At 68.2% G+C, this 14,446-nt stretch carries 13 protein-coding genes; 8 read left to right on the top strand and 5 right to left on the bottom strand.

The window, feature by feature from the left end; all coding sequences use genetic code 11:
* Positions 1–19: 19 nt before the first annotated feature.
* The 3 genes from ACSQ9A_RS00635 to ACSQ9A_RS00625 are packed head-to-tail and all read left to right on the top strand — an operon-like array spanning position 20 to position 2,314.
* Positions 20–622 carry a DUF1326 domain-containing protein gene (locus ACSQ9A_RS00635; protein WP_436302314.1) on the top strand — a complete coding sequence of 201 codons (603 nt, stop codon included), beginning with the start codon at positions 20–22 and terminating at the stop codon, positions 620–622.
* On the top strand, positions 619–1,449 hold the full coding sequence (locus tag ACSQ9A_RS00630) for a DUF2182 domain-containing protein (RefSeq protein ID WP_436302313.1): 831 nt from the start codon (positions 619–621) through the stop codon (positions 1,447–1,449). Before ACSQ9A_RS00635 ends, ACSQ9A_RS00630 begins: the two co-directional genes overlap by 4 nt.
* The gene (locus ACSQ9A_RS00625) at positions 1,442–2,314 is read left to right on the top strand and encodes a DMT family transporter (RefSeq protein ID WP_436302312.1); all 873 of its coding nucleotides are present in this window, start codon (positions 1,442–1,444) and stop codon (positions 2,312–2,314) included. Before ACSQ9A_RS00630 ends, ACSQ9A_RS00625 begins: the two co-directional genes overlap by 8 nt.
* Here ACSQ9A_RS00625 and ACSQ9A_RS00620 read toward each other — a convergent pair.
* The 5 genes from ACSQ9A_RS00620 to ACSQ9A_RS00600 form a co-directional block, all read right to left on the bottom strand.
* Positions 2,298–2,735, bottom strand: coding sequence for a MaoC family dehydratase (locus tag ACSQ9A_RS00620; RefSeq protein ID WP_436302311.1), 438 nt, complete (start codon positions 2,733–2,735; stop codon positions 2,298–2,300). The two genes, ACSQ9A_RS00625 and ACSQ9A_RS00620, sit on opposite strands and share 17 nt — an antisense overlap.
* A 9-nt stretch (positions 2,736–2,744) precedes the next feature.
* A complete protein-coding gene (gene boxA / locus ACSQ9A_RS00615; RefSeq protein ID WP_436302310.1) occupies positions 2,745–4,025 on the bottom strand; it encodes a benzoyl-CoA 2,3-epoxidase subunit BoxA in 1,281 nt (426 codons plus the stop codon).
* Positions 4,026–4,147: 122 nt separating this feature from the next.
* Entirely contained in the window at positions 4,148–5,575 is a 1,428-nt protein-coding gene (boxB, locus tag ACSQ9A_RS00610) for a benzoyl-CoA 2,3-epoxidase subunit BoxB (protein WP_436302309.1), read from the bottom strand.
* Between the two features lie 103 nt (positions 5,576–5,678).
* The gene (gene boxC, locus ACSQ9A_RS00605; protein WP_093104587.1) at positions 5,679–7,349 is read right to left on the bottom strand and encodes a 2,3-epoxybenzoyl-CoA dihydrolase; all 1,671 of its coding nucleotides are present in this window, start codon (positions 7,347–7,349) and stop codon (positions 5,679–5,681) included.
* 136 nt (positions 7,350–7,485) lie between these two features.
* On the bottom strand, positions 7,486–8,415 hold the full coding sequence (locus ACSQ9A_RS00600; RefSeq protein WP_436302308.1) for a helix-turn-helix transcriptional regulator: 930 nt from the start codon (positions 8,413–8,415) through the stop codon (positions 7,486–7,488).
* Between the two features lie 160 nt (positions 8,416–8,575).
* On the opposite strand from ACSQ9A_RS00600, the gene ACSQ9A_RS00595 reads away from it, so the two are divergent.
* The 5 genes from ACSQ9A_RS00595 (at position 8,576) to ACSQ9A_RS00575 (ending at position 14,440) form a co-directional block, all read left to right on the top strand.
* Entirely contained in the window at positions 8,576–9,043 is a 468-nt protein-coding gene (locus ACSQ9A_RS00595; protein WP_436306231.1) for a 4-hydroxylaminobenzoate lyase, read from the top strand.
* A gap of 8 nt (positions 9,044–9,051) precedes the next feature.
* A complete protein-coding gene (locus ACSQ9A_RS00590) occupies positions 9,052–10,611 on the top strand; it encodes a 3,4-dehydroadipyl-CoA semialdehyde dehydrogenase (protein WP_436302307.1) in 1,560 nt (519 codons plus the stop codon).
* Positions 10,612–10,650: 39 nt separating this feature from the next.
* Positions 10,651–12,201, top strand: coding sequence for a benzoate-CoA ligase family protein (locus ACSQ9A_RS00585; protein WP_436302306.1), 1,551 nt, complete (start codon positions 10,651–10,653; stop codon positions 12,199–12,201).
* Between the two features lie 115 nt (positions 12,202–12,316).
* Positions 12,317–13,138 carry an alpha/beta fold hydrolase gene (locus tag ACSQ9A_RS00580; protein WP_436302305.1) on the top strand — a complete coding sequence of 274 codons (822 nt, stop codon included), beginning with the start codon at positions 12,317–12,319 and terminating at the stop codon, positions 13,136–13,138.
* A 135-nt stretch (positions 13,139–13,273) separates the two neighbouring features.
* Complete coding sequence (locus ACSQ9A_RS00575) at positions 13,274–14,440, top strand: ABC transporter substrate-binding protein (RefSeq protein WP_436302304.1); 1,167 nt, start codon at positions 13,274–13,276, stop codon at positions 14,438–14,440.
* Positions 14,441–14,446 lie beyond the last annotated feature (6 nt).

Genomic DNA, 14,446 nt, shown 5'->3' with positions numbered 1-14,446 from the left:
GGCTTCAACGGAGGTGTGTATGAGCTATCACCTGGAAGGTCGCCTGCTCGAGGTTTGCAACTGCAATGTGCTGTGCCCCTGCTGGATCGGCGAGGATCCTGACAACGGCACCTGCGACACCATCATCGCGTGGCGCATCGACAAGGGAACGGTGGACGGCCTTGACGTGGGCGGCAACACCATCGCAGCCGTGGCCCATGTGCCCGGCAACATCCTGGAAGGCAACTGGACCGCCGCGATCTTCGTCGACGAGAACGCCTCCAAGGCGCAAGAGGAAGCGCTGATCAAGGTCTACACCGGCCAGGCCGGCGGGCCGATTGCCGACCTCGCCAAGCTGATCGGCACGGTGGTGTCGGTGGAGCGGGCGCCGATCCGCTTCACCGTGGACGAGGGCAAGGGCGAACTCGCGATCGGCAAGAACTACTACGCCGAACTCGAGCCCTATCGCGGCGCGATGGGCGGCCTGACCACCCTCTCCGACACCGTGTTCTCGACGGTACCGGGCGCGCCGGTGTTCGTCGGCAAGGCGCCGACTTATCGCTCCAAGAACCCGGCCCTCGGTATCGATCTCGACATCAAGAACCACAACGCCCTGCAAAGCACCTTCGTCTTCGACGCATGAGCGCCGCCGCAGGCGCCGGGCGAGCGGGTCGGCTGCCCGCCGGCGCCTCCCGTCACCGCCGCGTGTTCCTGCCGCTGCTGGCCGCGCTGATTGCGCTCGCGTGGCTGGCGCTGTGGGCCTGGGCGCGCAGCCCCTACGGACGCTATCTCGAGCACGGCGACTGGACGGCATCGGGACCGGCGGCGTTCCTGTGCCGCGTCGTTCCGGCGGGCGACGTGCTCGTGCCCGCGCTGCTCTACGGCCTCGCGTGGATCCTCATGACGGCGGCCATGATGCTGCCGACCACGCTGCCGCTCTTCAACGCCTTCGACCGATTGACGGCCGATCGCCCGGACCATGGGCGCCTGCTGGCGCTGCTCGCCCTGGGCTACATGGTGGTGTGGGGCGCCTTCGGCCTGCTGGCGCATGCGCTGCACGGCACCCTGCTGGCGCTGCTTTCCAGCGCGCCCACGCTGGCCTGGCATGGCTGGCTGATCGGCGCCGCGACCATCGCGCTGGCCGGGGCCTTCCAGTTCAGCAAGCTCAAGCACCGCTGCCTGGAGAAGTGCCGCACGCCCTTGAGCTTCGTCATCGAGCACTGGCGCGGGCAGGCGCAGGCGCGCCACGCCTTCACGCTGGGCATGCACCACGGCCTGTTCTGCGTCGGTTGCTGCTGGGCGCTGATGCTGTTGATGTTCGCGCTCGGCACCGGCAGCCTGGGCTGGATGCTGCTGCTGGCCGCCGTGATGGCGATCGAGAAGAACTTTCGCTGGGGCCATCGCCTCAGCACGCCGCTCGGCGTCGCGCTGCTGGCATGGGCCATGGTCCTGGTGGCCGTTCATGCCTGAAGCGCGCGACGGCCCGCCCGGCCTGCAGACCCTCGCGCTCACCGTGGCCGCCATGCTGGCCTTCGCGGCCAACTCGCTGCTGTGCCGGCTGGCGCTGCAGCAAGAGGCCATCGACGCGGCCAGCTTCGGCAGCATCCGGCTGGTGTCGGGCGCGCTCGCGCTCACGCTCATCGTGCGGCTGCGCGCGAAGCCGCCGGCCGCGGGCCGCGCCGACTGGCTGGCTGCGGCCATGCTGTTCGCCTACGTCGCCTTCTTCTCCTTCGCCTACCTCAGCCTGTCGGCGGGCACGGGGGCGCTGATCCTGTTCGGCGCGGTGCAGCTGACGATGCTGGGCGTCGGGCTGCGTTCGGGCGAGATGTTCGGGCCGGTCGCCTGGTCCGGCTTCGTGCTGGCGGTCGCGGGCCTGGTCTACCTGATCTCGCCGGGCGTGACGGCGCCGCCGCCGCTCGGGGCCGCACTGATGGCCATCGCCGGCATCGCATGGGGCGTGTACTCGCTGCGCGGCCGCGGCGTGGCCGATCCGCTGGCTGCCACCGCGCGCAACTTCTTGCGCGCGGCGCCGCTCGCGCTGCTGCTGAGCCTGGCGCTGGCGTCCCGAGCCCACGCGGACGCGGCCGGGATCGCGCTGGCCGTGGCCTCCGGCGCGGTCACCTCCGGCATCGGCTATGTCATCTGGTATGCGGCGCTGCCGGGGCTCTCGGCCATGCGCGCGGCGACGGTGCAGCTGTCGGTGCCGCTGATCGCAGCCTTCGGCGGCGTGTTGTTCCTGTCGGAAGCGATCACGCCGCGGCTGGCCTTCGCCTCGGTCGCGATCCTCGGAGGCATCGCGCTGGTGCTGATGGCCAAGGCTAAGCGCCGAGCTTGAACAGACTGGTCGCCTCGAGGTCGAGCACGAGCAGCTCGCGCTGGTTGAACAGGCGCCAGCGCCAGCGCAGGATGCCCAGCGTGGGGCGCTTCTCCGAACGGCGCACCTCGATCACGTCGGCCACGAGCCGCAGCGAATCGCCGGGCCGCACGGGGTTCGGCCATTTCACGTGGCCGAGGCCCGGCGATGCGAAGGATTCGGAATCCGCGAGCGCTGCGTCGGTGACCAGCCGCATCGCGATCGCGCCGGTATGCCAGCCGCTTGCGATCAATCCGCCGAAGGGACCTTCGGCCGCCGCCTCCGGATCGGTGTGGAACCACTGCGGGTCGTAGGCCTTCGCGAACTGCAGCAGCTCCGCCTCGGTCACCAGATAGGGGCCGGCCTCGATGACCTGTCCGGTGTGGAACTCGGCGAACTTCATCGGCCGAGCTTAGTAGGTTTCGAGGTGCAGGCGGCCTTCGCGCTTCAGGCTGGCACCGACCGTGTCCCAGTCGAGTCCGGCTTCCACCGCTACGTCGCGCAGCGCGAGCACCACGCCCTCTTCCATGCTCTTCAGGCCGCACACGTAGAAGTGGCTCTGGCTGTCCTTGAGCAGCGCGGCCAGGTCGGCGGCGCGTTCGCGCATCGCGTCCTGCACATAGCGCTTGGGTTGGCCGGGCGTGCGCGAGAACGCGAAGTTGATGTCGATGAAGTCCTTGGGCAGGGTCTGCAGCGGGCCGAAGTACGGCAGCTCCTGCTGCGTGCGTGCGCCGAAGAAGAGCATCAGCTTGCCGCCCTCGAACTTGCCGCTCTTGCGCAGGCGCCGGCGCCATTCGGTCATGGCGCGCATCGGCGCGCTGCCGGTGCCGGTGCAGATCATCACGATGTGCGACTTCGGATGGTTCGGCATCAGGAAGGAGGCGCCGAAGGGGCCGACCACCTGCACCTTGTCGCCGACCTTGAGGTCGCACACGTAGTTGCTGGCGACGCCGCGCACCGGCTTGCCCTGGTGGTCCTGCAGCACGCGCTTCACCGTGAGCGACACGTTGTTGTAGCCGGGCCGCTCGCCGTTGCGCGGACTGGCGACGGAGTACTGGCGCGCGAAGTGCGGCTTGCCGTTGGCATCGGTGCCCGGCGGGATGATGGCGATCGACTGGCCCTCCAGCACCGGGAAGGGCATGCTGCCGAAGTCCAGCACGATGTGGTGCGTCTGGTTCTCGTAGCCGGCCTCGGTGCAGTTGAAGTTGCCCACCACGGTGGCGGTGGTCGGGCTCTTCGGCGGGAACAGGTTGGTGTAGGCGTGTGCAGCCGACCAGGGCGGCGTGGTGGCGCCGTACTGTGCGGAGTTGAAGGGCACTTCGCCCGGCTCGGCCGGCGGCTGCGGCGGTGCGGCCGGCGCAGGCGCCAGCGTTTCGGCAGGCGATGCGACGCCTTCGGCTTCGAGCTGCTCGGGCGTGAGTTCGGCCGGCAGTTCGTCCCAGGTGAGCTGCTCCTCGATCGAATAGGCGCGCGCCACGGGCATGGTGCGCCAGTTGTCGATCGAGCCGGTCGGGCACGGCGAGATGCAGGCCATGCAGCCGTTGCAGACATCGGCGCGCACCACGTAGTTGCGGTCGTCGTGCGTGATCGCGTTGACCGGGCAGGTGGCTTCGCAGGTGTTGCAGCGGATGCAGATTTCAGGGTCGATCAGGTGCTGCCTGATGACGCCGATGTCGATGGTGGCCGTTTCCATTAGTCTCTCCTAAAGCCCTCCCCCTCTGGGGGAGGGTTGGGTGGGGGCACGCGGCGCTTGTCGTGGGTACGCTGCTTGCCCCTATCCCTGCCTTCCCCCAGAGGGGGAAGGAGTCACACCGATCAGCCGAATCTCACGTACTCGAAATCCACCGGCTGCCGGTTGATGCCCATCACCGGCGGCGCGATCCAGCCGGCGAACTTGCCCGGGTCGACCACGCGGCCCATCAACGATGCCACGAATGCGAAGTCCTCGCCCGTGGGCAGCCACTCGTCCTTCTTGGCGGCCCATTCGGCCTCGTTCACCACGCGGCCTTCGGGCGACATCTTGATGCCGGCCAGGGCGCCGATCTGGCGGTTGAAGGCCTTGTGCGGCACCACCAGGCGGGTCGGGATGCCGGCCTTCTCCAGCACCTTGTTCCAGCGGCTCACGCCGGCCACCGAGTCCTTGATGAAGTCGTCGCGCAGCACTTCGTTGAGCGCATTCAGCATCGGCACGTCCTTCTCGACGAGCTGACCGTTCTGCACCTCGAGCACCTTGTAGGTCTGGCCCTTGAGCACGTGGTCGTCGCTTCGCTTGCCTTCCTCGTAGCGGCCCTTCAGGCCCGAGCTGTAGAAGGTGGCGGCGTTGCTCGACTGGTCGGCGCCGAACAGGTCGATGGTCACGCTGTAGTGGAAGTTGAGGTAGCGCTGGATCGTGCCGAGGTCGATGGCGCCGGCCGCGCGCACCTTCTGCGGGTCGTCGGTCTTCAGCTCGTTCATCACCTGCGCGGTGCGCTGCAGCACGCGCGAGACGCCGCTCTCGCCCACGAACATGTGGTGCGCTTCCTCGGTCAGCATGAACTTGGTGGTGCGTGCCAGCGGATCGAAGGCGCTCTCGGCCAGGGCCGACAGCTGGAACTTGCCGTCGCGGTCGGTGAAGTAGGTGAACATGAAGAAGGCCAGCCAGTCGGGCGTCTTCTCGTTGAAGGCGCCGAGGATGCGCGGGTTGTTCTCGTCGCCCGAGGTGCGCTGCAGCAGCGCCTCGGCCTCTTCACGGCCGTCGCGGCCGAAGTGCTTGTGCAGCAGGTAGACCATGGCCCACAGGTGGCGGCCCTCTTCCACGTTGATCTGGAACAGGTTGCGCAGGTCGTACATGCTGGGCGCGGTGAGGCCCAGGTGGCGCTGCTGCTCGACCGAGGCCGGCTCGGTGTCGCCCTGCGTGACGATGATGCGGCGCAGGTTGGCGCGGTGTTCGCCGGGCACATCCTGCCAGGCCTTCTCTCCCTTGTGGTCGCCGAAATGGATCTCGCGGTTGGCGTCGCCCGGGTTCAGGAAGATGCCCCAGCGGTAGTCGCGCATCTTCACGTGGCCGAACTGGGCCCAGCCCTGCGGGTCGACGCTGACGGCGGTGCGCAGGTAGACCTCGTAGTTGGTCGAGCCGTCGGGGCCGACGTCGTCCCACCAGTTGATGAAGTTCGGCTGCCAGCCTTCGAGCGCGCGCTGCAGCGTGCGGTCTTCGCCGAGGTTGACGTTGTTGGGGATCTTCTCGCTGTAGTTGATCGTGCTCATGGGGGCTCCTGCTTGGATGGAAATCCGAAAATCCGTTCGGCCTGAGCTTGTCGAAGGCTCGCGGGGGGCTTCGACAAGCTCTGCCCGAACGGTCGGGGTGGACTCAGACGCGGTTGAGATCGAAGCCGGCTTTTTCGCCGGTGCCGTAAACCTTGAGGGCACCCTTCTCGCCGACGGCGTTCGGGCGGTTGAAGATCCAGTTCTGCCAGGCGGTCAGCCGGCCGAAGATGCGCGTGGCCATGTTCTCCTGGCTGGCGAAGCGCAGGTTGGCTTCGAGGCCGGTGAGCGCGTCGGGCGACATGGCGGCGCGCTCCTCGATGGCGATGCGGATCTCGTCCTCCCAGTCGATGTCGTCGGGCGCGGCGGTGACCAGGCCGAGCTTGAGCGCCTCGTCGGCGTCCAGCGCGCGGCCGACCGCGCCGCGCGCGGCTTCCATCGGCGCGGCCTCTTCGTAGAAGCGGCGCTGCAGGCGGCTCTGGTCGTTGACCATCGGGAAGAAACCGAAGTTGAACTCGTCCAGCGTGATCTTCGGTGCGCGCTCGGCATCGTCGGGCAACGCGAGCATGTAGGCGCGGTCGGCCGCGAAGGCGATCTCGGCGAGCGTGCCGGCGAAGCAGGAGCCGGATTCGACGAGCGCGAACAGGCTGCGCGAGGAGACGTCGAGCCGCGCCAGCGTGCGGCGCAACGCGCCGATGGTTTCGCGCACCAGCCAGTGGTCCTTGTGGGCGAGCATGGTCTTGTCGCTCGCGAGCACGGCTTGCGCATCGCCCTCGGTCTTGAGCAGCCAGGTGCCGATGTCGAGCTCGTTGGTGCGCAGGTTGAGGATCGCGTCGTCGAGCTGGCGCGCCATCGCGAGCGGCCACCAGGCGGCGCCGGCGGCTTCGATCGCGGCGATGTCGGCCGGCTGCGCGCCCTTCGGCGCCTTGACGGTGAAGGTGGCGGTGCGGCGTGCGCGGTCGATCTCGACCGTGACGTGTTCGTAGCGCAGGCTGTCGGCGCCGTCCTCGCGCTCGAGGCGCGTGAGGCTCACGCCCTTGCCATCGGCGGGGCGGTCGCTGCCCTCGCCCAGCTTGGCGGCGCGCTCCTGCACCGCGGCGCCGAACTGCGCCGGCTTGGCGATCGCATCGACCAGGCGCCACTCGACCGCGCGCTGGCCGCGCACGCCTTCGACGCTGGTGCAGAAGATGTCGGCCAGGTCATGGCGCACGTGGCGCTTGTCGGTGACGCGGGTCAGGCCGCCGGTGCCGGGCAGCACGCCGAGCAGCGGCACTTCCGGCAGCGAGACGGAGGAGGAGCGGTCGTCGACCAGCAGGATCTCGTCGCAGGCCAGGGCCAGCTCGTAGCCGCCGCCGGCGCAGGCGCCGTTCACGGCCGCGATGAACTTGAGGCCCGAGTGCTTCGACGAATCCTCGATGCCGTTGCGCGTCTCGTTGGTGAACTTGCAGAAGTTCACCTTCCAGGCGTGGCTGGAGACGCCGAGCATGAAGATGTTGGCGCCCGAACAGAAGATGCGGTCCTTGCCGCTGGTGACGATCACCGAGCGGACTTGCGGATGCTCGAAGCGCACGCGGTTCAGCGCATCGTTGAGCTCGATGTCCACGCCCAGGTCGTAGCTGTTGAGCTTGAGCTTGTAGCCGGGACGGATGCCGCCGTCTTCGGCGATGTCCAGCGACAGGCGGGCCACGGGGCCCTCCACGCTGAGCTTCCAGTGGCGGTATTGCGTGGGGTCGGTGCGGTAGTCGACGCGGGCGGGATGGGCGGCGGTGTCGGTCATGTCGAGGTCTCCTGGGTGCCGTGGGGTCTAGGAACAATAATGCATTTGTCTCGCGACTGAAGATGCATCATGCTGCATGTTCCGAGGCGCGTCAACCCTGCGACGGACTTTTTTTTTACGTTCTTCGTTGTCGCCTTCAGCCGGCGCGGCTCATCGCCTCCCGCACCGCCGAGCGCAGCGCGTGGAAGCTCTGCGCCAGATCCTGTCCGCTGGTGTCGACGCTGAGGTCGGCCTTGGAATAGAAGGCGGCGCGGCCGGCGAGGATGCGGCGCAGGTCGTCCATGGCTTCCTTGCTGGCGGCCATCGGGCGGGTGTCGCCCTGGGCGGCGACGCGGCCCATGTGCTCCTCGGGCGCGGCCTGCAGCCAGACGGTGGCGCAGTGCGCCAGCAGCTGGTTGAAGGTGGCGGGGTCGGACACGATGCCGCCCGGGGTGGCGATCACCACCTCGCTGTAGATCTGCACCGTCTCCTCGAGCGCGCGGCGCTCGTAGCGGCGGTAGGCGTTGGTGCCGTACAGGTCGTGGATCTCGCGCACGCTGCAGCCGGCCAGCTTTTCGATCTCGCGGCTCAGCTCGATGAAGGGCACCTCGAGATCGTCCGCCAGCATCTGGCCCAGCGTGGACTTGCCCGCGCCGCGCAGGCCCACCAGCGCGATGCGGCGGTTGCGCGCCGGGTCGCCGGCAGCGGTGCCGAGCAACTCGCCGAGCGCGATGCGGGCGCGCCGCAGGTCGGCCTCGTCGCGGCGCTCCAGCAGCTCGCGGATCAGCAGCCACTCGGGCGAGCTGGTCGTGACGTCGCCCACCAGCTCGGCCAGCGAGCATTGCAGCGCGGTCGCCACCTGCTGCAGCACCAGGATCGACGCATTGCCGATGCCGTATTCAAGATTGGCCAGGTGGCGCTCCGAGACCTCCGCCGCCTGCGCCACGGCCTTGCGCGTGAGCCCGCGGCGCGCGCGCAGGTTGCGCACGCGCTCGCCCAGCGCCACCAGCAGGGGGTTCTTCGCTTCTTCGGCCGGCAGGGCCGGGTCCGCGGGTGCGGTCAGCACCGCGTCGGCTCGCTCATTCATATCGCTCCTTCGTCTCCCGGTTCACCCCTATCCGGGTAAACACCATATATGCACTATATTGCTTGACACCTTTTGTGTCGATGCTTATGGTTCGTGCACAGGCAAGATACTGCACGCGGTCAATTGCCGCAAGTTCCACCCACGCATGAGCACCACCACAATGTCCAAGGAAGCCTTCCACCAGATCGTTGCCGACGTGACAGCGCAGCTCGCCGGCAGAGCGCTCGATGACGAACTCGACCGCTGGCTCAACACCGTCCACGGCGCCGGCAGCCCCGCCTTCGAGCGCCTGAAACAGGCCTGCATCGACGGCGTGGCGGAAGGCTGGCTGTGCGATCGCGAAGGCGGCGGCATCAAGTACGGCCGGGTCTTCAAGGCCGAGGACGCGCTGCATCGCTTCTCGGTCGACGTGGTTGACATGAAGGACATCGCCGGCCCGCACCACACGCATCCGAATGGCGAGATCGATTTGATCATGCCGCTGGAGGGCGATGCCACCTTCGACGGGCGGCCGGCGGGCTGGTGCGTCTATCCGCCGGGAACGGCTCATCACCCCACCGTCGCCCAAGGGCGCGCGCTGGTCCTCTACCTGCTGCCCGAAGGCCAGATCCAGTTCACCAAGACTTGAGACGCTCCATGACCGAACTTCTTTCCAACTACGTCGCCGGCCGCTGGCAGGCCGGCAGCGGCGCCGGCACGGCGCTTGTCGATCCGGTACTCGGCACCGAGCTGGCCCGGGTCGATGCGACCGGGCTGGACCTGGCCGCGGCCTTCGGCTTCGCGCGCGAGACCGGCGGCGCTGCCTTGCGCGCCCTCACTTATAAAGAGCGCGCCGCGCTGCTGGGCGCGATCGTGAAGGTGCTGCAGGCGAACCGCGACGCCTACTACGAGATCGCCACCGCCAACTCGGGCACGGTGAAGAACGACTCGGCCGTCGACATCGACGGTGCGATCTTCACGCTCGGCCAGTACGCCAAGTGGGGCGATGCGCTGGGCAATGTGCGCGCGCTGCGCGACGGCGATGCGGCCAAGCTCGGCAAGGAGCCGGTGTTCCAGTCGCGGCACCTGCAGGTGCCGACGCGCGGCGTGGCGCTCTTCATCAATGCCTTCAACTTCCCGTCCTGGGGCCTGTGGGAGAAGGCCGCGCCCGCCCTGCTCTCGGGCGTGCCGGTGATCGTGAAGCCCGCCACCTCCACCGCCTGGCTCACGCAGCGCATGGTGCGCGACGTGGTCGAGGCCGGCGTGCTGCCGGCCGGCGCGCTGTCGGTGATCTGCGGCAGCTCGAACGGTCTGATGGACCAGCTGCAAGGCTTCGACGTGGTGTCCTTCACCGGCTCGGCCGACACCGGCGCCGTGATCCGCTCGCATGCCGCCGTGGCCCAGCGCTCGGTGCGCGTGAACATCGAGGCCGACAGCCTCAACTCCGCCCTGCTATTGCCCGATGCGGCGCCGGGCAGCGACGCCTTCAATTTGCTGGTGCGCGAGGTGGTGCGCGAGATGACGGTCAAGTCGGGCCAGAAGTGCACCGCGATCCGCCGCATCCTCGTGCCGGCTGCCGTCTACGACGCGGCGGCCGAAGCCATCGGCGCCAAGTTGGCCGGCATCACGGTCGGCAATCCGCGCAACGAGAGCGTGCGCATGGGCTCGCTGGTGAGCCGTGCGCAACTGAATGCCGTGCGCGAAGGGCTGGAAGAACTCAAGGCGCAAGCGAGCGTGCTGCATGACGGCAGCCGGGCCCCGCTGGTCGATGCCGACCCTGCCATCGCCGCCTGCATCGGCCCGGTGCTGCTGGGCGCGCGCGATGCCGATGTGGCGCAGCGCGTGCACGACGTCGAGGTTTTCGGACCGGTCGCCACCCTGCTGCCCTACCGCGACGTCGAGCATGCGATCGCGCTCGCACACCGCGGCCAGGGTTCGCTGGTGACTTCGCTCTACGGCGCCGACGAGGCGGCGCTCGGCCAAGCAGCGGTGCAGCTCGCCGCGAGCCACGGCCGCGTGCACGTGATCACGCCGGACGTGGCGCAGGCCCACACGGGCCATGGCAACGTGATGCCCCAGTCGCTGCACGGCGGCCCCGGCCGCGCGGGCGGCGGCGCCGAACTGGGCGGCCTGCGGGCACTGGACTTCTATCACCGCAAGAGCGCGGTGCAGGCCAGTCCGGCGGTGCTCGCGCAGCTCGGCCTCTCGGCCGGCTGAAGACCGTCCGAAGAGAAAAATGCGACCCGAGGAGACACGATGAGCCTGCCAGCATCCTTCAATTTCGCCGAACACCTGTTCGCCCTCAACCGCGGCCGCGCGCAGAAGATCGCCTATGTCGACGACCGCGGCACCCTCGCCTACGGCCAGCTCGAAGACCGCGCGCGGCGGCTCGCCGCAGCGCTGCGCGCATCAGGCGTGAAGCGCGAAGAGCGCGTGCTGCTGCTGATGCTCGACAGCAGCGACTGGCCGGTGAGCTTTCTCGGCTGCCTCTATGCCGGCATCGTGCCGGTGGCAGTCAACACGCTGCTGACGACCGACGACTACGCCTACATGCTCGAACACAGCGGCGCCAAGGCGGCGCTGGTGTCGGGCGCGCTGCTGCCGGTGCTGCAGGACGCGCGGGTCAAGGGGTCGAACGAGCTCAAGACCTTGATCGTCTCGCAACCCACCGGCGCCCTGCCCGACGGCGCGCAGGATTTCGAGGCGGTGATCGCCGCGCACCAGCCGCTGGCCGAACCCGCCGCCACCACGCCGCAGGATCACGCCTTCTGGCTCTACTCCTCCGGCTCCACCGGCAAGCCCAAGGGCACGGTGCACACGCACGGCAACCCGTGGTGGACGGCCGAGCTCTACGGCAAGCCGGTGCTGGGGCTGACCGAGAACGACGTCTGCTTCTCGGCCGCCAAGCTCTACTTCGCGTACGGCCTGGGCAATGCGCTGACCTTCCCGCTTTCGGTCGGCGCGACGGTGCTGCTGATGGCCGAGCGGCCGACGCCCGACGCGGTCTTCAAGCGCTGGACCGGCACGCACAAACCCACGGTGTTCTTCGGCGCCCCGACCGGCTTCGCCGGCATGCTCGCCTCGCCCACGCTGCCACCGCGCGAGGCGGTGTCGCTGCGCATGTGCTCCTCGGCCGGCGAAGCCTTGCCGGGTGAACTCGCGCAGCGCTTCAAGCAGCACTTCGGCTGCGAGATCATCGACGGCATCGGTTCCACCGAGATGCTGCACATCTTCATCTCCAACCGGCCCGGCGACATCCGCTACGGCACCACCGGCCGGCCGGTCGAGGGCTATGCGATCGAGCTGCGCGGCGAGGACGGCAAGCCCGTGCCCGTGGGCGAAGTCGGCGACCTCTATATCAAGGGGCCGAGCACGGCGGTGATGTACTGGGGCAACCCCGAGAAGAGCGCCGACACCTTCCGCGAGGGCTGGACCAAGAGTGGCGACAAGTACTCGCGCGACGCCGACGGCTACTACACCTACGCCGGCCGCAGCGACGACATGCTCAAGGTGAGCGGCATCTACGTCTCGCCCTTCGAGGTCGAGGCCACGCTGATGCAGCATCCGGCCGTGCTCGAGGCCGCGGTGATCGGCAAGGAAGACGCCGATGGGCTGACCAAGACCAAGGCCTACGTCGTGCTCAAGTCCGGCCAGTCGGTGACGGACGAGGAACTCAAGGCCTTCGTCAAGGAGCGCCTCGCGCCCTACAAGTACCCGCGCTTCATCGAGTTCGTCGAGGAGCTGCCGAAGACGGCCACAGGAAAAATCCAGCGCTTCCGGCTGCGCGAGCGGGAGCATCAGCGTTGAGGCCCCGGTCCGTCTCCCTCCCCCACTGGGGGAGGGCTGGGGTGGGGGCACGCGGCGCCACCATCGACGGCGGCCCCCATCCCCACCTTCCCCCAGAGGGGGAAGGAGCACTGCCATGAGCGGCCACAACACAGCGTTCGCCGTGATCGCGTGGCGCGACCGCGAAGTGCGCATCGAGTATCAGCGCATCGCACCCGAACGGACCGATGCGCCGCTGGTTGTGTTCCTGCATGAAGGCCTGGGCTCGATCGCGATGTGGAAGGATTTCCCCGAGAAGCTCTGCGAGCGCGGCGGCTTTCGCGGCCTGGTGTTCTCGCGCCCCGGCTACGGCCGCTCGACGCCGCGCGAGCCCGACGAGTTCTGGGACGTCGACTACATGCACCGCCAGGCGCACGAGGTGCTGCCGGCCTTCTTCGAGGCCATTGGCCTCAAGGAGAAGCCCTGGCTCTTCGGCCACAGCGACGGCGGCTCGATCTCGCTGCTCTACGCGTCGCGTTTTCCGGAGCGCGTGGCCGGGCTGGTGCTGCTCGCGCCGCACATCTTCGTGGAAGATCTGACGGTGGCGAGCATCGACCAGGCGCGCCAGGCCTGGCTCGCGACCGACCTTCCGAAGAAGCTGGCCCGCTACCACGATGACGCCGAAGCCACCTTCTGGGGCTGGAACCGCATCTGGCTGCACCCGCCCTTCAAGCAATGGAACATCGAGGCCGGGCTCGACGCCATCCGTTGCCCGGTTCTTGCTATCCAGGGGATCGACGACGAGTACGGCACACTCCGCCAGGTTCGCGGCATCGCCGAGCGGGTGCCCGGAACCCGGCTGCTCGAGCTGCGCGACTGCGGGCATTCCCCGCATCGGGACCAGCCGGAACAGGTCATAGTGGCGGCCGTTTCGTTTGTCGAAGCAGCGAATCGGCGGGCAGGGAAAACTCGTGTTTGAGAGATAAATGATTTACCCTTAAAGTATCTGCGTCCCACGGTTCACCATGGACAAGCCCGTCCCGACGCGCCCCTGCCGATGCGTCGCCAGGCCGTTCCCGTCCTTTTCACTCATCATCAACGCCAGGAGATACCCATGACCACTCGCATCGCACGCACCACGCTAACCGCTCTTGCGCTGGCCTGCATCGCGACCGTCGGCCACGCCCAGCAGGGCAAGCTCAAGGTCGGCCTGATGCTGCCCTTCAGCGGCACCTATGCGGCGCTCGGCGCGGCCATCGAGAACGGCTTCAAGCTGCGCGTCGAGGAACAGGGCGGCAAGCTCGGCGGCCGCGAGATCGAATACATCAAGGTCGACGACGAATCGGACCCGGCCAAGGCCACCGACAACGTCAACAAGCTGATCAAGCGCGACAACGTCGACGTGATCGTCGGCACCGTGCACTCCGGCGTCGCGATGGCGATGGCCAAGGCCGCCAAGGAAAGCGGCACCGTGCTGATCGTGCCCAATGCCGGTGCCGACGCGGTGACCGGCCCGATGTGCGCGCAGAACATCTTCCGCAGCTCGTTCTCGAACTGGCAGCCGGCCTACGCGATGGGCGAGGTCGCGGCCAAGCAGGGCAAGAAGACCGCGATGACGCTCACCTGGAAGTACGCGGCCGGCGACGAGTCGGTCAACGGCTTCAAGGAAGGCTTCGAGAAGGGCGGCGGCAAGGTTGTGAAGCAGCTCACCGTGCCCTTCCCGAACGTGGAGTTCCAGGCGCTCCTGACCGAGATCGCGGCGGCCAAGCCCGATGCGGTGTATTCCTTCTTCGCGGGCGGAGGCGCGGTCAAGTTCGTCAAGGACTACGCGGCGGCCGGCCTCAACAAGAACATCCCGCTCTACGGCCCCGGCTTCCTGACCGACGGCACGCTGGACGCGCAGGGCGAATCGGCCCAGGGCATGCTGACCACGCTGCACTATGCCGACGGCCTCAACACGCCGCGCGACAACAGCTTCCGCACCGCCTACGCCAAGATGTTCAAGCTGCAGCCCGACGTGTACGCGGTGCAGGGCTACGACGCGGCGCAGATGCTCGCGATCGGCCTGGCGGCGACCAAGGGCGACATCAGCAAGAAGGCCGAGTTCGCAGGCGCCATCGAAAAGGCCAAGATCGACAGCCCGCGCGGCGCTTTCACGATCGGCAAGTCGCACAACCCGGTGCAGGACATCTACCTGCGCAAGGTGGAGGGCAAGGAAAACAAGATGGTCAACGTGGCCATCAAGGGCCTCGCCGACCCCGCCCGCGGCTGCAAACTCTGAGCGGAA

The sequence above is a fragment of the Variovorax sp. LjRoot290 genome (genome assembly GCF_964253985.1).
Lineage (GTDB): Bacteria > Pseudomonadota > Gammaproteobacteria > Burkholderiales > Burkholderiaceae_C > Variovorax.
This window is presented reverse-complemented; position numbering and strand designations above follow the sequence as displayed.